Source organism: Staphylococcus sp. FW104-15G4D (genome assembly GCF_058790135.1).
In genome coordinates, this window is the sequence record NZ_JBYTCH010000002.1 from 74,476 (window position 1) to 95,452 (window position 20,977).

Sequence of the window (20,977 nt, forward strand, 5' to 3'; positions counted from 1 at the left end):
TAAACTTAACCTCCACTAACTGGTGGAATAAGTGCTACAGTATCTTGAGGTTGTACAATATCATCTTTTCTGACAAACTCCTCATTCACTGCGACTTGAAATTTTTTACTTTCAATTTCCGGATGTTGTTCAAACAGATATGCTTCAAATTCTTGAACTGTCATCGTTTTTTGAGTATCTATCTCTTCAGATGATTGATTCAAAATTTCTTTCAATTCTGCGAAGTAAAGTACTTTCATAATGTTCTCCCCCTCTTCGCTTCTTGATGGGTACCCTTTTGGTGGCCTTGCCACTCTTCACCATCTTCCCAAATTTCTTTTTTCCATATAGGAACAATTTCTTTTATGCGTTCAATTGCATACTCATTTGCTTGATAAGCATCTTTTCTATGTGGTGAAGATACCGCTATAAGCACTGCGATATCAGAAATTTGTAACGGTCCGATACGATGCACAATTGTAGTTATCGTGCCGGGCCAACGTTGCTTAATTTCATCGCCAATTTGGGCTAGTTTCTTCTCTGCCATAGGAGTATAAGCTTCATATTCTAGATATTCTGTTCGAACTCCCTTTGTCCATTCTCTAACATGACCAGTAAAAACCACAACTGCACCTTGATGTTCATTAAGTGTGTAATCTCTGTATAGCTCAGTTTGAATCGGTTCAGTCACGATTTCAAATTGCTTCATTAATTTTTCAATCCTTCTATCTTAATCAATTCTAACAATGCAATCTCAAATTTTTCATAAACATTTGATTCGTTCAAATTGATAGTGAAACATACATTGGTTAGCTTAGATAACATTTCTAAGTCGCTATCATCTCTATATACAACAACTTTTTTGAACGATTCTTCTTTAAAACCTTCTACCAAGATGATATTACAATCAATTGTAACAGATTCTTTAATAATATCAGTAAGATTCTGTTTACTTATACGTGTTACTGTTTGTTGAAATGTTTCACCTTGTACAATGCTTTGATCAGCGCCTGCATTAAAATGTTTCATATGATCAACGTCATCATTTTGCAGTGTAATATCATTACCCAAATGGCCATGATGTTTAATTGTCGCTACAGTAAATCCCTTTTCTTTTAGAAATGAAACCGCATGTGCCATTAAAGTTGTCTTTCCTGAATTTTTATATCCTACAATTTGTATAATCACAACAACAATTCCTCTTCAAACGCATTGGATTCTGTAAGTATTACATCCACCGTGTGCCCTGCTTTGAATCCTCGTGTTCCACTAGGTAACATAATCATCGCATTGGCATGTGCAATCGCTACAACAGCACCTGATTTATTAAAACCTGAAGGGACAACTGTAGTACCTGAAGGTGTTAAAGTCGCTTTAGCTCTGATAAAACGAGTAAAAGGATTAGGCTTAGTAAAATCTTCCATAAGTGTTGCTTTGATTATTTGAGGATAACACTCACTTGCGCCTATCAATTTATTAACAGCTGGTTTAACGTATAATTCAAAACCAGTAAAACAAGCTGAAGGATTCCCAGATAAACCAAATAAATATTGTCCATTACTAAATGCGACTGTTGTAACACTTCCTAGTCTTTGAGCAACCTTATTAAATAAGACATTTGCATCTATCGCTTTATATATTTCTGGTAGATAATCGAAATCACCTACTGACACACCACCTGTAGTAATGACGATATCATGTTGAGATAAAGCATCTTTAACTACTTGAATGCTACTTTCCAAATTATCCTGTTGTAATTGATATGTGCCTACTTCTAAACCAATTTTTTTAGCTAACGCTTTAATCATAGGTCCGTTTGAATTTCTAATCTTACCAGGTTCTAATTCATCTTCTACATCTAACAACTCACTACCTGTCGCTATAATTGCTACACTTGGTTTAATCGTTACAGGAACTTGTGTATAGCCATACGTTGCTAATACTGCAATCGCACCAGGATTAATATGTTGTCCTTTTTTAAGTACGATATCTCCAGTTGTCGTTTCTTCGCCTTTTAGTGATATATTTTCAAGATGATCAAACGGCTTACGTATAGTAAAAGTTGATTCAGATTCAATAGTTTGTTCAAACATCACAACTGCATCAGCACCCTCTGGTATTTGCGCACCAGTCATAATGCGAACCGCTTGATTTTTCCCTAAAGTCTTAGTTGAGACTGAACCCGCTCCTATATGATCGATAACCTCAAATTCAATGCGATGTTCACCGCTAGCATCTTTAGAATCTTCACTACGTATGGCGAACCCATCATATGGTGACTTATTAAAACGTGGAATATCATACGTTGCAACAATATCTTCTGCAAGAACATGCCCCAAACTTTCATCTAAATCCACTTTCGTAGTACGAATCGACACATTTTGTTTCATTATGCGAGAAATCGCTTCTTTTACTGGAATAGGATTTCTTTTTTCAACTGGCATATTTTCATCTCCAAAAATAAATTATTTTCATGATATACTAAATCCTGCTAGGAGGAATAGTATGAATAACTTTACACATATAAACGAACAAGGGAACGCTAAGATGGTTGATGTTTCTGACAAAGAAGTAACTAAACGTCAAGCACGTGCCCATTCAAGTATTACTGTAAATGAAACGATTTATAGGCAAATTATCGATAATACTAATAAAAAAGGTAATGTACTCAATACTGCACAAATAGCAGGAATTATGGCTGCTAAAAACACATCTACAATTATACCTATGTGCCATCCTTTACCTCTAACAGGTATAGATGTCAATTTTGAATGGGATACATCTCAATCACCTCACTATATATTGAATATCACTGCAATTGTTTCAACAACTGGTAAAACGGGCGTTGAAATGGAAGCACTCACTGCCGCATCAGCAACAGCTTTAACTGTTTATGATATGACTAAAGCAGTCGATAAAGGGATGGTCATTGGTCAAACCTATTTAGAATCTAAGTCTGGTGGTAAGTCTGGTGACTATCAAAGAAAAGTATGAGAAATACTTTCATGTCTTGATTGTTGATTGAAATAAGGGATGGTAATGTAAATCAATGTAGTTTACCTGCTATCCCTAAATCTTTATTCACTATTATTTCGTTAATTCATGAACAAGGTGATTTAATTCAGGTTTAATTAGTTTTTCAATTGCAAGTTTGACTGCCCCAGTTGATCCAGGTAAAGCAAAGATTAATTTATCTTTTGCTGTGCCTCCAATAGCGCGTGATAATAATGCGCGTGTACCCACATCCTCTGTGTAACTTAAATAACGAAATAATTCTCCAAATCCTTCTATTTCTTTAGTTAATAGTGGTCTTACCGCTTCAATCGTAACATCTCTTTGAGAAATACCAGTACCACCTGTTGTAATAATGACATCTATATTTTCATTGTCTTCTAACCATTGTTTTATCTGTAATGTAATTGCATTTTTATCATCTTTAACAATCTTATAATGGTGTTCTTCTATACTTACATTAATCTCTTTTAGAAGTGATTGAACTAATTGCCCGCCTTTATCACTATCGAAATCCCTTGTGTCAGAAACAGTTAGTATTGCTACATTAATATTTCTTTCTAATTGAACATGTTCATGTTGATGATTGTTCATGATAATTCCCTCCTTTATTATCCAAACAATTGATTAATTAATTGTATCGCTTGTTGAGGTTGAGTCATATTATGAATAAGGAACCTGCCCCCATTGAATGCAACAATACGATGACCCCTAAATTTGAAAATAGTCATATAATGATTCGTGCGATAATGTATATGATGCTGTTCTAGAAAGGTAGTAAGTATTTCCTGAGAAATATTTTTATTCTTATACTGTACTGTATCTCGCCCACAAAGTGTGGCATAATTTTGGCGTTCCTGATTTAAATATGGAAAATGAGGGCGACTACCGCATGTCGGACATTGATCTTGATGCATTTTACTAAACCCAATCCTATAATGATCACCTTCCCATATATCTCCATAAGTCAACTGAGGCTTAATATCATGACCTGTTAGCAACTTTAATGCGTCTTTTAATTGAAGACTTGTAGTCATAGTCACCGCAGGTTGAATCACGCCTACAGTATCACATGTTAAATTTACTGAAGGCAATTGAGGCATAAGACAATTAAAACAAGGTGTTTGTTTTGGGATAAATGTAGCCTCGGCGTAAGTACTTTGAACTACCCCACCATATATCCAAGGAATATGATGCTTATAAGAGAAATCATTGATTAATTGTCTTGTATCGAAATTATCAGTCGCATCAAGTATTAAATCTACTTCTTTACCATGTTGTTCTAAAAAAGGATAATCCACATGTTCTATCCATGTCTCAATAACGACATCATTACGTATTTGAATTAGCCTGTGCTTTGCAGCTATCACTTTAGGTAATGCTTCATGTGCATCATTTTCTGTGTAAAGTGTTTGTCTTTGCAAGTTACTATATTCAATATAATCTCTATCAACTATAGTTAATTTACCAATGCCTGCTCTAACTAACCCTTCTGCCAAGTGCGTACCCAATGCGCCCATTCCAATAATAAGGCCATGTTGATTTTCAATCTTTCTTTGTCCTTCTTGCCCAATATGTTTAAATAACATTTGCCTAGAATAACGTTCTTGATTCATATTGGATATCCTCTCATCAATATTTGTTTCTATTATAATGTCTATTTTTATAAGTAACAAAATTTATACACACAAACACCTCTCCCATTATAGAAAGAGGTGCTAATGATCATTTATTCATTGCCAATATTTACAATTTCGTGTGCCATCTTCTTAGCTTCATAATTTGAATGTGTAACAAAAATAATAGGTATCTTCCACTCATCAAATATCTTTTGCACTAGTGCAATACTCTCATCCTTCGTCGCATCATCTAAACTTGAGAAAGGCTCATCAAGTAATATCAAATCAGGCTTCGTACTTAATGAACGTGCTAATGCAACACGTTGCGCTTCTCCACCAGATAAAGTCATTGGATATTGAGTAACTAAGTGAGAAATGTTTAGTGTCTGAATTAAATTATTTATATGCTCAGATGGTTCAGTCATAAAAGTGATATTTTTATACACGTTCATATTTGGAAAAAGCTGATAATCTTGAAATAGATATCCAACATTACGTTGTTGAATTTTGACATTAATTTTATTTTCCGTATCAGTCAAGATACGATTATTCACTTTAATTAGTGCTCGGTCAGCTTTCTTTAAACCAGCTATGATATTTAGTACAGTAGTTTTACCTATTCCCGACGGACCTCGAATGGCATATATTTTAGGGATTTCATCATTAATGTCGACACGGATATTGATATCTTTTAATAAGTATTCTAATTGAATCTTCAACATCTAATCGACCTCCCTATATTTATCATGATTGATTAAATTAATCGTAGTAATAACGACTACAGAAAAGGCGACTAGAACGAGTACCCATAGCCAAGCTTCATTTTCCTTACCTTGTTCAACTAAGAAATAAATTTCAAGCGGCAACGTATTTGTCTTATTAGGAATATATCCAGCCACCATTAACGTCGCACCGAACTCACCAATCGCGCGAGCAAAGCTCATCATAATGCCTGCTAATATAGAACGTTTGGATAAAGGTAATATCAATTTGAAAAATATTTTAGTTTCGCTTGCACCCATTGTACGCGCAGTATTTAGCATTTTCTTATCTATCATTCTAAATCCACCAATTGTATGTTGATACATTAGAGGAAAACTAACAATGACAGATGCAAGTACTGCACCTGTCAAAGTAAAAACTACTGGTAAGTGTAGAATATTGGTGAAGAACTGACCTATAGGTCCTCTTGTTGAAAAAACTATTAATAATATAAAACCAAGTACTGTAGGTGGAAGTACTATTGGTAATATTATAAAACTTTCAAGGATTTTTACCCAATGCCCTTTTTTATTATATAACCATTTGGAAACAAATATTCCTAAAATTGTTACAATAATTGTACTTGTAATCGCGACACGTAATGATATCCAAAATGATGTTAAATCAGGCATAGTTTAATACTCCTTAAGCCGAGAATTGGTATTCTTTAAGAATTTTTTTAGCTTTATCAGATTTTAAGAATTTCATCCATTCTTTAGCTAGTTTCTTCTCAGAAGTTGCACCAGCTTTATAAGTGATTGGTTTACTTAATTTAACTTGTTCAATCTCTTTTACTTTATCGGTCTTTTTCTTTTGATTGTATAAGTCAGTTTTATATACAAAACCTTCTTGTGCATTACCTTTTTCAACATAATTCAATACTTGTTTAACGTCTTTGGCATTAATGATTTTATCTTTTACTGAATTATATAAATTATTATCTTCTAAATATTGTTTAGCGTACTTACCTGCTGGTACAGTTTTCACTTCACCTAAAGCAAGTTTATCACCATCTTTTAAATCTTTAACTGATTTATAATTCTTATCCTTGTCACCAATTAATACAAGTTTATTTTTAGCATAATTATATGTATCATGCGCTTTCTTCTTGTCTTTTAATTGATCCACATCTTTAGTGTTTGCAGACATAAATACATCTACAGGAGCACCTGTTTCAATTTGTTGTCTTAACGCACCAGAACCACCGTAATTAAATTTAATATCAGCGTTTTTGTGATCCTTTTTAAATTCTTTCGCAAGTGCTTTACTAACATCAGTTAAACTCGCTGCAGCAGAGATTTGTAATTCTTGCTTTTTACTATTATCAGACGAGCTTTCATCTTTTTTATCACTATCTTTACTACTATTGCTAGAGTTCGAACATCCTGCTAACACTAGACACAGAACTAACATAGCAACTAAAAAATGTTTTATTTTCATAAACTAATCCCTCCACTCTATTTACATTATACTCTGAAGGAGAACCTTGAAAAGTCCTTTTTTTGAAAAATAATTACAATTAATAGAACATTTGAATGAGCATTTTCTTTTATAGTTCTTACATTAATTATTAAAAAGTTTACATAAACAAAAGCATTTAAATTTTTAATATTTAGCATTATGATTGTATTATGACTAAAATGGGGAGCAAAACAAGATGAATAATGATGTTTCGAGTAATCAATCAATTATAAGATATGAAAACGGGCAATTATTTGCAACCGAAGACTTTTATGTTACAGAATTCCCTTTAACTATCATGGTCAACGGCGAAGAATTTGCTACTATTATTTGTAGCCCAACCAATATGGAAGAACTTGTACTAGGATTTCTCGCTTCAGAGGGAGCCATTCTAAAGAGAGACGAATTAAAATCAATTCAAATTGATGATAGTAAAGGGTTTGCTCATGTAGAATTAACTAAATCATTGGGAGATCGTTTTGAATATTCTACGAAACGTATGATTGCCTCATGTTGTGGGAAAAGTCGTGAGTTTTACTTTCATAATGATGCCGCCATTGCTAAAACTTCGATGTCTAAAATCGAATTACATCCTCAACAGATTTTAAGGATGATGACTCAACTTCAAAGTGCTAGTGTGATCTTCAAACAAACCGGCGGCTTACACAACGCAGCAATTAGTGATGGTAATACCTTTTTTGAACATAGACAAGATATTGGACGTCATAATGCACTTGATAAGTTATATGGTTATTGTATACAAAGACATATTTCGGTAAGAGATAAGGTATTAATATTTAGCGGTCGTATTTCTTCTGAAATATTAATTAAAGCAGCAAAAATTGGCGTAGGTGTGATACTTTCTAAATCAGCCCCAACAACATTAGCTGTGCAATTAGTGAAAGACTTAAACATTACAGCAATTGGATTTATTAGAGATGGTAACTTTAATATTTATAGCCATCCAGAACGTATAAAAGGCTAGTGAAATATAGGAAATTTGTTTTTCCTAAATTCACTAGCCTTTTTATTAGATGTTTTCTTTTAAAATTTGATACCTAAAACCCAAATATGTATAACCTTGCTTTATGTACATATCCTTAGCTGTATCTTCACCATCTGCGACAAGAATTACTGGCTTGGTTTTAGCTATTTTACCGACGTGCGATTGAATTGATGAACCAATAGCGTTATGTCTGTATTGCTCCATCACACCTAATCCATCTATTTCCAACGTATGTGATGTAATAATTAAATCAACAATTCCAACAGGCTTTTTCCCTAAGTACGCAATTAACCTATTTTTTCCATCTGACAAGAAGCATTCCTTGATTTGCTTTGCACTTTCTTTGGCATACTGTTCTCCAAAAGGCAGAGCAAAGTAGTTATGAATATATACATAATCATCAATGTTTTGCTTTGTCACTTGCTGAATTATCACTTGATTATTTTGAGGCAATTGCCTTAGTTCATTAGCCTCTATTGCATACAATTCCAAAATACCTAGTTCAAAACCTTGTTGTCTAATAATATCTAACCATTGTTTACTAAGAACTTCATTTTCAGGAAAATAAAACGACAAATGATTTGAACCTTGTTTAAGATGATATTCCTGTTGTTCTTTCAAATCTTCTGTCCATTGACTTATTGTGGGCATTTTTTTATAGATCCATGTATTACTATCAAATTTAAGTGGATGTCCCGGCGTTAAATAAATGATTTTACGGTTGTCTTCTGAATATTTCACACCATCGACATAGATATCATTTAACGTGATGTGATTCATAGATTTCTACCTCGCAAAGTTTGATATATATTAATGTTATTGTATCAAACTTTTAAAACGAGTGTGATTTAAGATGGTCGCACCAATCAAGCTAGATATAATAGCTTTAATAATATCTCCAGGCATAAATGTAAATGATAGTAAAAATGCCTTAGAAATCGGTATATGTATAATGAATCCCATAATGATAGTACCGATGATATCTAAAGCTAGAACCCCGATAATTAATGTAGTGACGAAGAGTATAAGGAAATTAATTTTCCCATAATAACGGTCTCTAATTAATCCAATAAAGTAAGCTATAAATGGATATAAAAATAGGAATCCTGCTGATGGGCCAACAAATACACCTATTCCTCCACGTCCTCCGGATAAAACTGGTAAACCTGTGGCAGCTAACAATAAAAAGACAATCACACTCAATGCGCCCATTTTACGCCCTAATATGATCCCAGCTAAAAAGATACCAATGTTCTGTAACACAATTGGTACCGGCATAAACGGTAAAGGCACACCAGGTACTAATCCTAAAATGCAAATAATGGCAGTCATCAAAGCTGTAAAAACTAAATTCTTTGTACTCACTTGTTCATCCTCCTTACATGAGAATGATTATAACACCAATGTAAACTTTAATAAATAAAAAGTTTACATATCCTGAAATTATTAATTCTACTTATTAAGCTTTTTTCGCTAAATAAGAAATATAATCGAAAAACGCATTATGTTCAACATAATTAACTACATTCACTTTACGCCCGTTATCATCTTTGTATGTCTTTCCTTGACTCGGCCCATGACTTATTACATTCACATTCATTTTTACTGATTTTACTAGTTTAGGCATACCAACATATGCAGTTGTTAGAACATCCCATAAAAAGTATGTAGAATTTGTAAAGAAATGCGTTAATGGTGGTACTGCAGCATAACTTACTCCTAAAAAATCAATCCCTACAAATTCTCTCTCGTCCGCCCATTTTTGGCGCACATCTAATGTCAAAGGCACTTGATTTGTACTTTCCAAAGCTACCATATCAATCTTAAGATTACTATCGAACACCGTTTTAACCGCTTCAGGGTCCCAGAACGCATTCCATTCTGCAGTGCCATCGTGTTCTGGTTCTTCAACATTGCCTTTATCTAGAAAAGTTCCACCCATCCATACTAATTTTTCTACATTTGATAGGAATGATTGATCATGACGCATCGCTTTAGCTAAGTCGGTAAGTGGACCAGTAAAGAGTAATGTCACCTTTTCAGTACTTGCGTTTACTTTTTGGATTATATCTTCATAAGCTTCATAGTTACTTTCATTAGCTCGTTTAGGCGTTTGGCTTTCATTTAAAATTGGTAATGCATCCATAAAGAAGGCGTGCATTCTCCATTCTTTAGGAAATGGATTTTTACCTCTTTCGTAAGATGGTGCAACTTGTATCGATTGATTAGAAAATCGATTAATAATTTTTACTGATGCACTCAATGAAGGTTCAAGATAACAGTCGGCTCCAATTGTACTCACACCAATTAATTCAACATCTTCCATTTGCAGTAATAAAAATAAAGAAATTAAATCATCAACTCCACCATCATGGTTAAAATAAACTTTAGTCATAATTATCTCTCCTCCATTCTTAATTATTATTTTATCAAAATTCTCATAGTGTATTAAAAACAGGTTGCCACTATTGTAGCAACCTGCAATATAACCAATTGATATTCGTTAATTCCCTTTTTTGAATATTATTTTGCATCCATTAATTTTTTCTTCAAGTCTTTACGCATAAAGTCTAACGTATAAGGATCATTATACCAATAAGTTTCAGCTTTTACCTTAACAACGTGGCCTTTTTTAACTGCAGGTAAATTTTTCCAGATATTTGTTTTTTCATAACCTGGAGTAGATTTACCGGCACTTGTTGACACGATATAATCCCCTGCAACTTTCTCAATTTGCTCTTGATTTACTTCTGCCCAACCTGCTTTTTTAGTTAAATCATTTTGACCTTTAGACATCTTTAATCCGAATGCTTGATATAATACTTCGCCACCACGGCCCCAGTTATCACCGTATGTATATAATTTTTTATCAAATTCATCGAAGATTGAAACTGTAGCATCTTTACCTATCTTGTTCTTGATTTCTTTACCGTCTTTAGCTGTTTTTTCTTTCCACTGTTTTTCCCATTTTTTAACTTCGTCTTCTTTACCAAGTAATTTACCTAATTCCTCTTGTTGCTCTAGGTATTTATGCTTTTGGTAATTGAAAGGTACAGTAGCTGCAATTTTTTTATATTTTTTAATATTTTTATTTTGATCTAAAACGATGATTAAATCTGGTTTTTGCTTGGCAACTTTTTCAACATCGTCGTCTCCCACTTTAGTAACACCTTTAAATTTATCTTTTAAAATATGACTTTGATCAACTTGATTACTTACTGCAACGATATTTCCACCTAATTTTTTAATTCCACCTGCGTATGAAGGTGCAACAACTGCAATACGTTTTGGATCTTTAGGTATTTTAATTGTTTTACCATCATCTGTTTTATATGACTTAGTTTCTGCCTTTTTATCTGAGTCCTTTGAGCTGTTTCCTGAGTTGTTTCCGCATGCTGCTAATACTAGGACTAAGACAAATAAAGGTAATAATAATTTTCTCATAGTTCCCTCCTAAGTGATAACGATTATCAATTTCGATATTAATTATACGAAAATCATTGTAGTTTTACAATAGTTTATTAAATTCGTATTTTTAAAAATTAAAAAAACAACATGTTATCCGAGAACGATAACATGTTGTATTAAGACACCCCTTACATCTTACCTGTAATACTTTTAGCAATATTCGTATAAGCCATGTCTTCCATAGGAGGATTATGCAATCCAGCCCTCATATCTCTATAATAACGTTGCAACGGCCGATCCATCTCTAAACTTTTAGCTCCAACGATTCTCATTGCTAAATCTATGACTTCCATCCCTTGATTCATCACCATTACCTTACTAGCTGAAGTTACATTCCAAATTTGTGCATCTTCTTCATATATTTGGTAACCTTGTGCAGTACTCCATAAGAAATGGCGCGCCGACAATAATAAACTTTCCATTTTACCTAAATTCTGTTGAACGGTCGGCAAATCTGCTATTGTTCCTTCGATGCTATTGGGGCTATAATTTTCCGCAAAATGAACTGCATAATCTCGAGCAGCTTGCGCAATACCCAAATAACAACTTGGTATATGAAGAATCCACCCATTCGGTTGAGGTTTACGACTAGCTTCAACAAAATACTCGTATGGTATATGAACATCATTAAGAACTAAGTCATGACTTTCAGTGGCACGCATTCCTACCATATTCCAATTATCAGCAACTTCAACGCCATCAAATTCTCGAGGTACTAAGAAGAATCCAACTGTATCGAGCTCTTCTACATAAGCTCCAACAATGTAATGCGTTAATGCTTTACTCATTGAGGTAAATGTTTTAACTCCATTTAGCACATAACCATTGTCTTCTTTAACAGCATGTGTACCTGGCCGCCCACCTCTAGTAGGACTACCGGTTTCTGCTTCGCTAACAGCACGATTAACTAGCGCTCCATTTACAATCTCATTCGCGAATGTATTGAGCATACTTTGCTCCCACATATTTTGTTCATATAATTGACCAACCACACTGAGATGCCATCCAATTGATAAAGCCGTTGCGCCATCTATTGCACCTAAATAACTTTGTAAGATGACCATATCTTCTATTGTTGCACCTTCTCCACCGTACTCTTTAGGTAAAGTCAATTTAGTATATCCCTCATCGACTAACCATTTTATATTTTCAAATGGAAATTGACCTTGAATATCATTTTCCGCAGCTCGTTGTTTAAATATATCTTCCACTTGTTTAAACTTTGCGATCCATCTTTTTTGAATTTCTGTGCGTACTAGAAACGACTGTACCACTTCTCTCACCTCAAATACATTCCCTTTTAATTAATCCTAGTTTAACACTCGACTTTTATATTTGAAAGTCTCCTTTTTGAAAATGTTTCTCATGATTAAAATATATTTCCGAACCCTCTAAAAAACCCTTGAATGATCTCCAAATTGTATCATCCAAGGCTTTATTTTCTACATTACGTAATTAATATTTAACACTTAACTTAGCGAACAACTTTCCTAAATCGAACTACATCTTCAGCAAAATAATTTAAGTGCGATGTTTCCCTCCTGCAAACAGCATCAACCACGTTGCTAAAATAAACGGCATGGTTAATGCAGGCAAACCAAAAGGTTCAAGCAACGTATTTAATCCGAGATGTATAAATACTGTTAACAATACACCACAACCTGTAACCAAATAGCTATTCATCGTTGTTTTAAAAGTAACACCTAGTGCAATTGCCGTTAAAACTAAATTATAGCCGAATAAACCTTCATTGATGTCTGTATAATTACCACCTAATAATCCAACGATGACGAAACCCACAAGATTAGCAATAACTGCGTAAATGCCAGCCTTCCTAGAACCTATAAATATACCAACTAGGATAAATAAACCACCTATAAAATTTGGTACAAGAAATACTTGGCTAAACCCTTCTATAAGAGATTTAAAAAATTGGATATGTTCATTCCCAAGATCAAATGACGCTTTTTTAATATGACCAGGAATGATATCTAGTTCAGTAGTTAAATGTTTAACTTGTCCAGGTATTAATACAGTAATCCAAGTCATAATGACAAAAGGTGAAGTTAGCATAGATACACCATATGATTTCAGAAATTCTCTAATTGCTGAACCCATAGGTAGTGTTAATATTGTTGCAATTAACGTAATTAATACACCACTCCAATTATTGTCTATGAATAATATTAATGCTATAGCAGTTAGTACCGGACTAAATCCTGCTAACCCATTGTCAATTTCTTCTTGTGAGTAGTTCATATACGGTGCAAGTAAGTAAGCAATACTACTAGCAAGAAGTGCACTTAAACCCACTTTCCAATTCGCAACAAATAAACCAATCAATACTAATAAACCAGTCCATTTACTATTAATCAATAATACCTGAGCGATATTTTTCAATATTACTTCAATTGTTTTCAATTCTTTCACCTTAATTCTTAAAAATTTTAAGTATATTCTAGTGCTAAAATAAAATATCTTAAATATTAATAATCCTTTTTCTAATAGAATATTTTTAAATATTAGATAAAAATTATATTCTATGTTATTTGTACACTAATTGTAAAACATCTTTATTAAAATAACAAAATTATCTTACCGCATTACTTGTTTATTCAATTAAATCGTTCTAAGATTAATTTTGCAAGGCAAATTTTTTTGAAAGAAGGGATTATTTTTGCATTTCACACAACGAGAGCAAGATAAGTTAATGATAGTTGTGGCTGCAGAAGTTGCTCGTCGCCGTAAAGCACGAGGCCTTAAACTCAATCATCCTGAAGCACTTGCTTTGATTAGTGATGAACTACTTGAAGGAGCAAGAGATGGTAAAACTGTTGCTGAACTAATGAGCTATGGCAAAACGATTTTAAATGAAGACGATGTCATGGACGGTGTTGCAAGTATGATAAAAGAAATTGAAATCGAAGCAACATTTCCAGATGGAACTAAATTAATTACTGTCCATCATCCGATAGTTTAAGGAGGACTATATAATGATTCCTGGTGAAATAAAAGTTAAAAGTACAGAAATAGAAATCAATAAACATCATCCTGAAACTGTTATTGAAGTAAAGAACACAGGTGACAGACCTATCCAAGTTGGTTCTCATTTTCATTTCTTTGAAGCTAATAAAGCTTTAGCATTTGATCGCGAAAAAGCTTATGGAAAGCATTTAGATATCCCTGCTGGAGCTGCTGTTAGATTTGAACCTGGTGACGAAAAGGAAGTTCAACTTGTTGAATATGCTGGTCATCGTAAAATCTTTGGTTTCCGCGGTTTGGTCAATGGTGATATAGACGAAGAACGCGTCTATCGTCCAACTGGTAAAAATGATGAAAATGCTGGCATTTTCGGTGATGAAGGCGAACAAAATGCGAATAAAAAAGGTGGTAAGCAATAATGAGTTTTAAAATGACACAATCTCAGTATACAAGCTTATACGGTCCTACCGTTGGTGATTCAGTGAGATTAGGAGACACAAACCTTTTCGCACAAGTTGAAAAAGACTATGCTAATTTCGGTGATGAAGCTACTTTCGGTGGTGGTAAATCAATTCGCGATGGCATGGCACAAAATCCGAATGTAACCCGAGATGATAGAAACGTAGCAGATCTTGTATTAACGAATGCCCTAATTATCGATTATGACAAAGTTGTCAAAGCAGATATTGGCGTTAAAAATGGCTACATTTTCAAAATTGGTAAAGCAGGTAATCCTGATATTATGGATAATGTAGATATTATTATTGGTTCAAACACTGACATTATCGCTGCAGAAGGTAAAATCGTTACAGCCGGAGGTATAGATACACACGTACACTTTATCAATCCGGAACAAGCTGAAGTAGCCCTTGAGAGCGGTATTACTACACATATTGGTGGTGGTACTGGTGCATCTGAAGGTACTAAAGCAACTACTGTGACTCCAGGCCCATGGCATATACATCGTATGTTAGAAGCCGCAGAAGAACTCCCTATTAATGTAGGATTTACTGGTAAAGGTCAGGCCGTAAATCATACAGCGCTGATTGAACAAATTCATGCTGGTGTAATCGGTCTAAAAGTACACGAAGACTGGGGTGCTACGCCTTCAGCATTAAGTCATGCATTAGATGTCGCAGACGAATTTGATATCCAAATCGCACTTCATGCGGATACGTTAAACGAAGCTGGCTTTATGGAAGATACGATGGCAGCTGTTAAAAATAGAGTGTTACACATGTACCATACTGAAGGTGCTGGTGGCGGACATGCTCCAGACTTAATTAAATCCGCTGCTTATCCAAATATTTTACCGTCCTCTACGAATCCTACCCTACCTTATACACATAATACTGTAGATGAACACTTAGATATGGTAATGATTACCCATCATTTAAATGCTTCTATACCTGAAGATATTGCTTTCGCAGATTCAAGAATTCGTAAAGAAACGATTGCGGCCGAAGACGTACTTCAAGATATGGGCGTATTCAGTATGATTAGTTCTGACTCACAAGCAATGGGACGTGTGGGTGAAGTGATTATTCGTACTTGGCAAGTTGCCCACCGCATGAAAGAGCAACGCGGATTACTAGAAGGTGACTCTGAATATAATGACAATAATCGTATTAAAAGATATATTGCTAAATATACAATTAACCCTGCTATCACTCATGGTATTTCAGATTACGTTGGTTCAATTGAACCGGGTAAATTTGCCGACCTTGTCGTGTGGGACCCAGCATTCTTTGGTGTCAAACCTGAACTCATCGTTAAGGGGGGGCTTATTAATTCAGCTGTGAACGGTGATGCCAATGGTTCTATACCAACTTCAGAACCACAAAAATATCGTAAAATGTATGGTCAATACGGTGGTAACATTACTCATACAGCAATGACTTTTGTATCAAACACTGCTTACGAAAATGGTATATCCCGTCAATTAAATTTACAACGCGTGGTTCGTCCTGTTAAAAATATACGTCAGTTATCTAAAGCAGATATGAAAAATAATAATGCTACACCTAAATTAGATGTAGATCCACAAACCTATGAAGTATTTGTAGATGGTGAAAAAATCACTAGTGAAGCTGCTACTGAATTACCATTAACTCAAAGATACTTCTTATTCTAGGAGGCATACAAATGATTATCGAAGAAATTCAAGGCAACATTGCGAATTTATCTCCTGAAGAGAAACAAAAACACATTGAAAAAGTTTACTTAGAGAACTCTGATTTAGTAAAAAGAATTCAACGTGTCAAAACTGATCACGGTAATGAAATAGGTATCAGATTAAAACAACCGATTGATTTACAATACGGCGATATCTTATACCAAGATGAAACAAATATTATTGTGGTCGACGTAAACTCTGAAGATTTATTAGTAATTAAACCTAGAAACCTTAAAGAGATGGGAGATATTGCACATCAACTCGGAAATCGTCACCTTCCAGCACAATTTACAGATACTGAAATGTTAGTTCAATATGACTATTTAGTTGAAGATTTACTTAAGCAATTAGGTATTCCTTTTAATCATGAAGATAGAAAGGTAAATCAAGCATTTAGACATATAGGACATTCTCATGATTGATCATCAACATCTAAGACTTTTTCAGTTCTGTGATTCTCAATTTCCGACTGGTGCATTTAGTCACTCATTTGGTCTTGAAACTTATATTCAACGACAGACGGTACATGATGCTGAATCATTTACACAATGGCTTACACTCTTTTTAAATGAACAGTTGACTTATTCAGATGGTTTAGCAATGCGAATTGTATATGATGCTTTAGAAAATAATAATCAGACAAAAATTTTGGACATCGATAAAAAAATATTTGTTCAAAGTGTGCCAAAAGAAACTCGAGTTGGTACGAAACAAATGGGCACGAGAATGGTTAAATTGGCAATGGAACTTTATGATGCACCGTGGATCCAGTGGTATCATGAACAAATGAATCTCAAAAAAGCAAAGCTACATCCTGCGATATGCTTTACTATTTTAGGTCATCATTTAGGAATGAACATTGACACAATCATAGATTATTATTTATACCAAAACGTATCCAGTTTAACTCAGAACGCTGTTAGAGCTATCCCTCTTGGTCAAACTGCCGGACAAAAAGTCGTAACGAACATGATTCCATATATTGAAAAAACACGTCAACACATATTAGAGCTAGCAGAATCTGATTTTGGTATGACTGCTCCAGGATTAGAACTAAACCAAATGGAACATGAAAACGTGAATGTGAGAATATTTATATCATAGGAGGCATATTTTATGGCTGAACCAATTAGAATTGGAATTGGAGGACCTGTAGGTGCAGGTAAGACTCAATTAATAGAAAAAGTTGTTAAACGTCTATCTCAAGAAATGAGTATCGGTGTCATAACTAACGATATTTACACTAAAGAAGATGAAAAAATATTAGTCAATAGCGGTGTGCTACCTGAAGATAGAATTATCGGTGTAGAAACAGGTGGTTGCCCGCATACTGCAATCCGTGAAGATGCTTCTATGAACTTTGCTGCTATTGATGAATTATTAGAACGCAATGATGACATTGAACTCATTTTCATTGAATCTGGTGGCGATAATTTAGCAGCTACTTTTAGTCCTGAACTTGTAGACTTTTCAATTTATATTATTGATGTGGCTCAAGGTGAGAAAATTCCTCGCAAAGGCGGACAAGGAATGATTAAATCTGATTTCTTCATTATAAATAAAACAGATTTAGCTCCTTATGTTGGTGCTTCGTTAGAACAAATGGCAGAAGATACGAAAGTCTTTCGTCGTAACCGCCCTTTCGCTTTCACTAATTTGAAAACGGATGAAGGTCTAGATGAAGTGATTGAATGGATTGAGCGAGATACACTACTTAAAGGATTAGCTTAATGGCACAATCTAAATGGACAGGAGAACTCGACTTAACAGTCTTTAATAACGGGCATCGTTCCGTTGCTCGAAATATCTTTTTTGAGAAAGCACTGAAAGTCCTTCGTCCTGTGTATCTTAATCAATCTACAATTCCAACATTTTATATTGTTAACGTCGGTGGTGGCTATTTAGATGGAGATCGGTATCGTCTAAACATAAATCTTGAAGAAAACGCCCAAGTTACCTTGACATCCCAAGGCGCCACAAAAATATACAAGACACTAAATGATCGCGTAGAACAATATCAATCTTTTAATTTGGCGAATCACTCTTATATGGAATTTGTAGCCGATCCAATTATCGCTTATGAAAATGCAAAATTCTATCAACATAATACGTTTCGTTTAGAAGCTGAAAGTTCTATGTTTTACACAGATATTCTAACGCCTGGCTATTCTTCAGACGATCATGATTTCACTTATAAATATATGCACTTAATTAATGAAATTTACGTAGAAGACGAGTTAGTCACATATGATAATATGCTATTAAACCCTGAGAAAAATCAACTTAGTTCAATAGGCTATATGGAAGACTATACACATTTAGGCTCAGCTTATTTTATACATCCAAAAGTAAATCAGAATCTTATTGATGATATTTATAAACAAGTATCGCATTATGAAAATGAATTGAATTGTAGATTAGGCATTACACAGTTACCCACACACGGACTTGCAATACGTATTTTAGCGAATCGTACACAAACTATCGAAAAAATATTAACGAAAGTTCAATCATATATCGCTCAAGTACTTTATCAGCGCGAAATAGAATTTTTAAGAAAATATTAACTATTATTCACATTAAAAGACTAGGCATACTACTCCGATAGTAGACCTAGTCTTTTTTTAGAAATCTTCATCCTTAAAACACACATGAAACTTCAGTTCTCTAGTATTTTTTAAATATATTGTTCTAATTCAACAATTAATTTTTTAATTTTCTCTCGTTGCTCCGCTGTTACAAATACAATAACTGTTCTTTCATCATGCACGCTTCGTTTTTTTGATAATAAATTCAAGTCTTTTAATTTTTGTAATGCTTTAGTTAAATAATAAGGTTTAAATTCTGAACATGTAGCAATTTCTTTAGAAGAGATTTCGTTAGATTCACTTTTTAAAATGTGATTAAGAATATAAATTTCTTCATAATTTAAATTATATTGCTTTTTAGTATCTCTGAAAAACTTTTTTACTTGAAATGTAGCATTGACCAAATCATTGATATCTTTGATTTTTCCCATATTAAAACCACTCCTCTGATGCACATCTTGTTGTAGCAAGGTTCACATGTATTTTATCTAACCGAAAATTTCTCCGCCCATGTTACAAAATACATTTTAAACAAATAGGTATAAAAATTCAATATTTTTATTACTACAAAATGCATTTATAGATTTATTTCTTAACCTATACATTTATATAAGTGAATTTGATGTAATTAAAAATTATAATCCAATTTATATAACACTAATTGCATCATAGTAATTTTAAAATTTTATATAATTCCTATCAGTTTAATTAGCTTTATCGCATAGTCGTCAAGAGTGGTTTTTATTGTTTACTATTCTTTACTGTTCATAAGCATACCAATATTTTGGAGTATTAATGAATAACTTAGCATATACTAGTTATTGAATTTTCTGTTTAACATAATCTACAAATGCTTGAACATCTTCAGTTTTAATTTGTTTCATAGGCACTTTACCGATATTAAATTCAAACATAATATCTTTGCCATCAAATTCCACTTGATTTACTTCATCATATCTAATATTTCTATAATAGAATTGACCATTCATATCTACATTCATAATCAAACGTTCATTAGTAGCAATGAATGCACCTTCAAATTCACTTTGCCCCTGTACATTGTATTCAATGATACCTAATACAGAAGGTCCTTTCTTTTCAGTTGGGAACAAATCGTCCGGATTTACATTATCTAAAATCATTATCTATTCTCCTTACTTTATCAAATCAATTTTGTTTTATAGTCGTTCTATTCCCGTTTCCAAGCTATTGTAACATTCACTAATGGTTGATTTAATGTAGTCCACTTTTTCTTCATTAACACTTAAAACAATATTTCTCTCATCTTCAGTACTTCTACTTTTATTAATATATCCTTTGGCATACAATTTTTTGATAATAGGGCTGACTGTAACAACCCCTTTTAATAAATGAGCTTTAATATTTTTATAAGTGGATGGTTCATTACTAATAATCAGTAGCCCTAATATATATAATTCTTCTAAAGATAACTGGTCTTGAAACGGCACTTTTTCAATGCTTTCAAATTGGTCATGACAATTTAAATAATAAGGAAGTGCAGTATGTTGATTAATGTAAGCGATGGATTTAGATTTTAATTCTAAAAATGATTTAAAATCCTCAAACATAAGGGCTATTTTTTCATGTTGCACTGCTGATAGACAAATGATTAATCGTCGTTGATCAAGCGGATCACGTTTTTTAGTGAGCCAATTAAAATCATATAGTTGATTTATTAATTTAAGAAGATGGTTTTTTGAATAATTTCTATAAAAGATAATAGCATTCAAACTTAATCCTTCTTTATGTTTCTCAGTAAAATGGTATATGAATTGTAATAATTTTAATTGTTCCACCGTTAAATTATAGGAAACTCTCAAATATTCTATCGAAATGTGATCTAATACAAAGTGAGCTAGAAAACTTTTAATCTTCTGTTGATGCATATGATGACAATCCTCTC

27 protein-coding genes are annotated in these 20,977 nt (G+C 33.5%); 9 read left to right on the plus strand and 18 right to left on the minus strand.

Features of this window, described 5'->3' with window-relative positions; translation table 11 throughout:
- Positions 1–5: 5 nt before the first annotated feature.
- From moaD to AC3WQX_RS06785, 4 genes are read right to left on the minus strand one after another with little or no spacing between them, the layout of a single operon-like run.
- On the minus strand, positions 6–239 hold the full coding sequence (gene moaD, locus AC3WQX_RS06770; protein WP_002432537.1) for a molybdopterin converting factor subunit 1: 234 nt from the start codon (positions 237–239) through the stop codon (positions 6–8).
- Entirely contained in the window at positions 236–688 is a 453-nt protein-coding gene (locus tag AC3WQX_RS06775; RefSeq protein WP_037550003.1) for a molybdenum cofactor biosynthesis protein MoaE, read from the minus strand. The genes moaD and AC3WQX_RS06775 overlap by 4 nt, the downstream gene beginning before the upstream one ends.
- A complete protein-coding gene (mobB, locus tag AC3WQX_RS06780) occupies positions 688–1,167 on the minus strand; it encodes a molybdopterin-guanine dinucleotide biosynthesis protein B (protein ID WP_311002578.1) in 480 nt (159 codons plus the stop codon). Before mobB ends, AC3WQX_RS06775 begins: the two co-directional genes overlap by 1 nt.
- Positions 1,164–2,423, minus strand: coding sequence for a molybdopterin molybdotransferase MoeA (locus AC3WQX_RS06785; RefSeq protein WP_311002579.1), 1,260 nt, complete (start codon positions 2,421–2,423; stop codon positions 1,164–1,166). The genes mobB and AC3WQX_RS06785 overlap by 4 nt, the downstream gene beginning before the upstream one ends.
- Before the next feature lie 61 nt (positions 2,424–2,484).
- Here AC3WQX_RS06785 and moaC point away from each other — a divergent pair, with 61 nt between their 5' ends.
- Positions 2,485–2,973, plus strand: coding sequence for a cyclic pyranopterin monophosphate synthase MoaC (gene moaC / locus AC3WQX_RS06790; RefSeq protein WP_049428275.1), 489 nt, complete (start codon positions 2,485–2,487; stop codon positions 2,971–2,973).
- 93 nt (positions 2,974–3,066) lie between these two features.
- Here the strand turns inward: moaC and AC3WQX_RS06795 are convergent, their stop codons facing one another.
- From AC3WQX_RS06795 to modA, 5 genes are all read right to left on the minus strand, one after another.
- Complete coding sequence (locus AC3WQX_RS06795) at positions 3,067–3,585, minus strand: MogA/MoaB family molybdenum cofactor biosynthesis protein (RefSeq protein WP_037550012.1); 519 nt, start codon at positions 3,583–3,585, stop codon at positions 3,067–3,069.
- Positions 3,586–3,602: 17 nt separating this feature from the next.
- Complete coding sequence (locus AC3WQX_RS06800; RefSeq protein ID WP_070597527.1) at positions 3,603–4,607, minus strand: ThiF family adenylyltransferase; 1,005 nt, start codon at positions 4,605–4,607, stop codon at positions 3,603–3,605.
- Between the two features lie 113 nt (positions 4,608–4,720).
- Complete coding sequence (locus AC3WQX_RS06805) at positions 4,721–5,332, minus strand: ATP-binding cassette domain-containing protein (RefSeq protein ID WP_049428281.1); 612 nt, start codon at positions 5,330–5,332, stop codon at positions 4,721–4,723.
- Positions 5,333–6,004 (minus strand): molybdate ABC transporter permease subunit, encoded by a 672-nt coding sequence (gene modB, locus AC3WQX_RS06810; RefSeq protein WP_002469706.1) that lies wholly within the window; start codon positions 6,002–6,004, stop codon positions 5,333–5,335.
- A 13-nt stretch (positions 6,005–6,017) separates the two neighbouring features.
- A complete protein-coding gene (gene modA / locus AC3WQX_RS06815; RefSeq protein ID WP_002432765.1) occupies positions 6,018–6,812 on the minus strand; it encodes a molybdate ABC transporter substrate-binding protein in 795 nt (264 codons plus the stop codon).
- Between the two features lie 217 nt (positions 6,813–7,029).
- Between modA and fdhD the strand changes: the two genes are divergently transcribed.
- Complete coding sequence (gene fdhD / locus AC3WQX_RS06820) at positions 7,030–7,818, plus strand: formate dehydrogenase accessory sulfurtransferase FdhD (RefSeq protein ID WP_311002581.1); 789 nt, start codon at positions 7,030–7,032, stop codon at positions 7,816–7,818.
- A gap of 45 nt (positions 7,819–7,863) precedes the next feature.
- Here the strand turns inward: fdhD and AC3WQX_RS06825 are convergent, their stop codons facing one another.
- The 6 genes from AC3WQX_RS06825 to yut all read right to left on the minus strand — a co-directional run bounded on the left by AC3WQX_RS06825 (position 7,864) and on the right by yut (position 13,728).
- Positions 7,864–8,619, minus strand: a complete 756-nt coding sequence (locus tag AC3WQX_RS06825; protein ID WP_492739973.1) for a GNAT family N-acetyltransferase — start codon at positions 8,617–8,619, stop codon at positions 7,864–7,866.
- Positions 8,620–8,655: 36 nt separating this feature from the next.
- Complete coding sequence (locus tag AC3WQX_RS06830) at positions 8,656–9,204, minus strand: biotin transporter BioY (RefSeq protein WP_002432276.1); 549 nt, start codon at positions 9,202–9,204, stop codon at positions 8,656–8,658.
- A 94-nt stretch (positions 9,205–9,298) separates the two neighbouring features.
- Positions 9,299–10,237 (minus strand): nucleoside hydrolase, encoded by a 939-nt coding sequence (locus AC3WQX_RS06835; protein WP_165764339.1) that lies wholly within the window; start codon positions 10,235–10,237, stop codon positions 9,299–9,301.
- 125 nt (positions 10,238–10,362) lie between these two features.
- The gene (locus AC3WQX_RS06840; RefSeq protein WP_049428290.1) at positions 10,363–11,283 is read right to left on the minus strand and encodes an ABC transporter substrate-binding protein; all 921 of its coding nucleotides are present in this window, start codon (positions 11,281–11,283) and stop codon (positions 10,363–10,365) included.
- A 152-nt stretch (positions 11,284–11,435) separates the two neighbouring features.
- A complete protein-coding gene (locus AC3WQX_RS06845) occupies positions 11,436–12,581 on the minus strand; it encodes an acyl-CoA dehydrogenase family protein (protein WP_023351291.1) in 1,146 nt (381 codons plus the stop codon).
- 247 nt (positions 12,582–12,828) lie between these two features.
- Positions 12,829–13,728 carry an urea transporter gene (yut, locus tag AC3WQX_RS06850; protein ID WP_049428292.1) on the minus strand — a complete coding sequence of 300 codons (900 nt, stop codon included), beginning with the start codon at positions 13,726–13,728 and terminating at the stop codon, positions 12,829–12,831.
- Positions 13,729–13,984: 256 nt separating this feature from the next.
- On the opposite strand from yut, the gene AC3WQX_RS06855 reads away from it, so the two are divergent.
- From AC3WQX_RS06855 to AC3WQX_RS06885, 7 genes are read left to right on the plus strand one after another with little or no spacing between them, the layout of a single operon-like run.
- Entirely contained in the window at positions 13,985–14,287 is a 303-nt protein-coding gene (locus AC3WQX_RS06855; RefSeq protein ID WP_002469713.1) for an urease subunit gamma, read from the plus strand.
- A 13-nt stretch (positions 14,288–14,300) separates the two neighbouring features.
- On the plus strand, positions 14,301–14,708 hold the full coding sequence (locus AC3WQX_RS06860; RefSeq protein WP_023351289.1) for an urease subunit beta: 408 nt from the start codon (positions 14,301–14,303) through the stop codon (positions 14,706–14,708).
- Positions 14,708–16,423, plus strand: a complete 1,716-nt coding sequence (gene ureC, locus AC3WQX_RS06865) for an urease subunit alpha (protein ID WP_023351288.1) — start codon at positions 14,708–14,710, stop codon at positions 16,421–16,423. Before AC3WQX_RS06860 ends, ureC begins: the two co-directional genes overlap by 1 nt.
- Positions 16,424–16,434: 11 nt before the next feature.
- Entirely contained in the window at positions 16,435–16,887 is a 453-nt protein-coding gene (ureE, locus tag AC3WQX_RS06870; protein WP_049428293.1) for an urease accessory protein UreE, read from the plus strand.
- A complete protein-coding gene (locus AC3WQX_RS06875) occupies positions 16,880–17,569 on the plus strand; it encodes an urease accessory protein UreF (protein ID WP_002432764.1) in 690 nt (229 codons plus the stop codon). The genes ureE and AC3WQX_RS06875 overlap by 8 nt, the downstream gene beginning before the upstream one ends.
- Positions 17,570–17,581: 12 nt before the next feature.
- On the plus strand, positions 17,582–18,196 hold the full coding sequence (ureG, locus tag AC3WQX_RS06880; protein WP_002453820.1) for an urease accessory protein UreG: 615 nt from the start codon (positions 17,582–17,584) through the stop codon (positions 18,194–18,196).
- Positions 18,196–19,032, plus strand: a complete 837-nt coding sequence (locus AC3WQX_RS06885) for an urease accessory protein UreD (RefSeq protein ID WP_070597523.1) — start codon at positions 18,196–18,198, stop codon at positions 19,030–19,032. Before ureG ends, AC3WQX_RS06885 begins: the two co-directional genes overlap by 1 nt.
- Positions 19,033–19,142: 110 nt before the next feature.
- Here the strand turns inward: AC3WQX_RS06885 and AC3WQX_RS06890 are convergent, their stop codons facing one another.
- The 3 genes from AC3WQX_RS06890 to AC3WQX_RS06900 all read right to left on the minus strand — a co-directional run bounded on the left by AC3WQX_RS06890 (position 19,143) and on the right by AC3WQX_RS06900 (position 20,960).
- On the minus strand, positions 19,143–19,484 hold the full coding sequence (locus tag AC3WQX_RS06890; RefSeq protein ID WP_002432301.1) for a SarA family transcriptional regulator: 342 nt from the start codon (positions 19,482–19,484) through the stop codon (positions 19,143–19,145).
- A 387-nt stretch (positions 19,485–19,871) separates the two neighbouring features.
- Positions 19,872–20,195 (minus strand): PH domain-containing protein, encoded by a 324-nt coding sequence (locus AC3WQX_RS06895; RefSeq protein WP_002432947.1) that lies wholly within the window; start codon positions 20,193–20,195, stop codon positions 19,872–19,874.
- A 36-nt stretch (positions 20,196–20,231) separates the two neighbouring features.
- Positions 20,232–20,960 (minus strand): transcriptional regulator, SarA/Rot family, encoded by a 729-nt coding sequence (locus tag AC3WQX_RS06900; protein ID WP_037550054.1) that lies wholly within the window; start codon positions 20,958–20,960, stop codon positions 20,232–20,234.
- Positions 20,961–20,977: the final 17 nt, after the last annotated feature.

What these genes read in the sequence shown, in the direction of transcription:
- AC3WQX_RS06825 (WP_492739973.1), bottom strand. Translation starts at nt 8,619, where the DNA reads ATGAATCACATCACGTTAAATGATATCTATGTCGATGGTGTGAAATAT.
- AC3WQX_RS06805 (WP_049428281.1), bottom strand. Translation starts at nt 5,332, where the DNA reads ATGTTGAAGATTCAATTAGAATACTTATTAAAAGATATCAATATCCGT.
- AC3WQX_RS06840 (WP_049428290.1), bottom strand. Translation starts at nt 11,283, where the DNA reads ATGAGAAAATTATTATTACCTTTATTTGTCTTAGTCCTAGTATTAGCA.
- AC3WQX_RS06775 (WP_037550003.1), bottom strand. Translation starts at nt 688, where the DNA reads ATGAAGCAATTTGAAATCGTGACTGAACCGATTCAAACTGAGCTATAC.
- AC3WQX_RS06860 (WP_023351289.1), top strand. Translation starts at nt 14,301, where the DNA reads ATGATTCCTGGTGAAATAAAAGTTAAAAGTACAGAAATAGAAATCAAT.
- fdhD (WP_311002581.1), top strand. Translation starts at nt 7,030, where the DNA reads ATGAATAATGATGTTTCGAGTAATCAATCAATTATAAGATATGAAAAC.
- ureG (WP_002453820.1), top strand. Translation starts at nt 17,582, where the DNA reads ATGGCTGAACCAATTAGAATTGGAATTGGAGGACCTGTAGGTGCAGGT.
- AC3WQX_RS06895 (WP_002432947.1), bottom strand. Translation starts at nt 20,195, where the DNA reads ATGATTTTAGATAATGTAAATCCGGACGATTTGTTCCCAACTGAAAAG.
- moaC (WP_049428275.1), top strand. Translation starts at nt 2,485, where the DNA reads ATGAATAACTTTACACATATAAACGAACAAGGGAACGCTAAGATGGTT.
- AC3WQX_RS06785 (WP_311002579.1), bottom strand. Translation starts at nt 2,423, where the DNA reads ATGCCAGTTGAAAAAAGAAATCCTATTCCAGTAAAAGAAGCGATTTCT.
- moaD (WP_002432537.1), bottom strand. Translation starts at nt 239, where the DNA reads ATGAAAGTACTTTACTTCGCAGAATTGAAAGAAATTTTGAATCAATCA.
- AC3WQX_RS06900 (WP_037550054.1), bottom strand. Translation starts at nt 20,960, where the DNA reads ATGCATCAACAGAAGATTAAAAGTTTTCTAGCTCACTTTGTATTAGAT.
- AC3WQX_RS06795 (WP_037550012.1), bottom strand. Translation starts at nt 3,585, where the DNA reads ATGAACAATCATCAACATGAACATGTTCAATTAGAAAGAAATATTAAT.
- modB (WP_002469706.1), bottom strand. Translation starts at nt 6,004, where the DNA reads ATGCCTGATTTAACATCATTTTGGATATCATTACGTGTCGCGATTACA.
- AC3WQX_RS06890 (WP_002432301.1), bottom strand. Translation starts at nt 19,484, where the DNA reads ATGGGAAAAATCAAAGATATCAATGATTTGGTCAATGCTACATTTCAA.
- AC3WQX_RS06885 (WP_070597523.1), top strand. Translation starts at nt 18,196, where the DNA reads ATGGCACAATCTAAATGGACAGGAGAACTCGACTTAACAGTCTTTAAT.
- ureC (WP_023351288.1), top strand. Translation starts at nt 14,708, where the DNA reads ATGAGTTTTAAAATGACACAATCTCAGTATACAAGCTTATACGGTCCT.
- AC3WQX_RS06875 (WP_002432764.1), top strand. Translation starts at nt 16,880, where the DNA reads ATGATTGATCATCAACATCTAAGACTTTTTCAGTTCTGTGATTCTCAA.
- AC3WQX_RS06800 (WP_070597527.1), bottom strand. Translation starts at nt 4,607, where the DNA reads ATGAATCAAGAACGTTATTCTAGGCAAATGTTATTTAAACATATTGGG.
- ureE (WP_049428293.1), top strand. Translation starts at nt 16,435, where the DNA reads ATGATTATCGAAGAAATTCAAGGCAACATTGCGAATTTATCTCCTGAA.
- modA (WP_002432765.1), bottom strand. Translation starts at nt 6,812, where the DNA reads ATGAAAATAAAACATTTTTTAGTTGCTATGTTAGTTCTGTGTCTAGTG.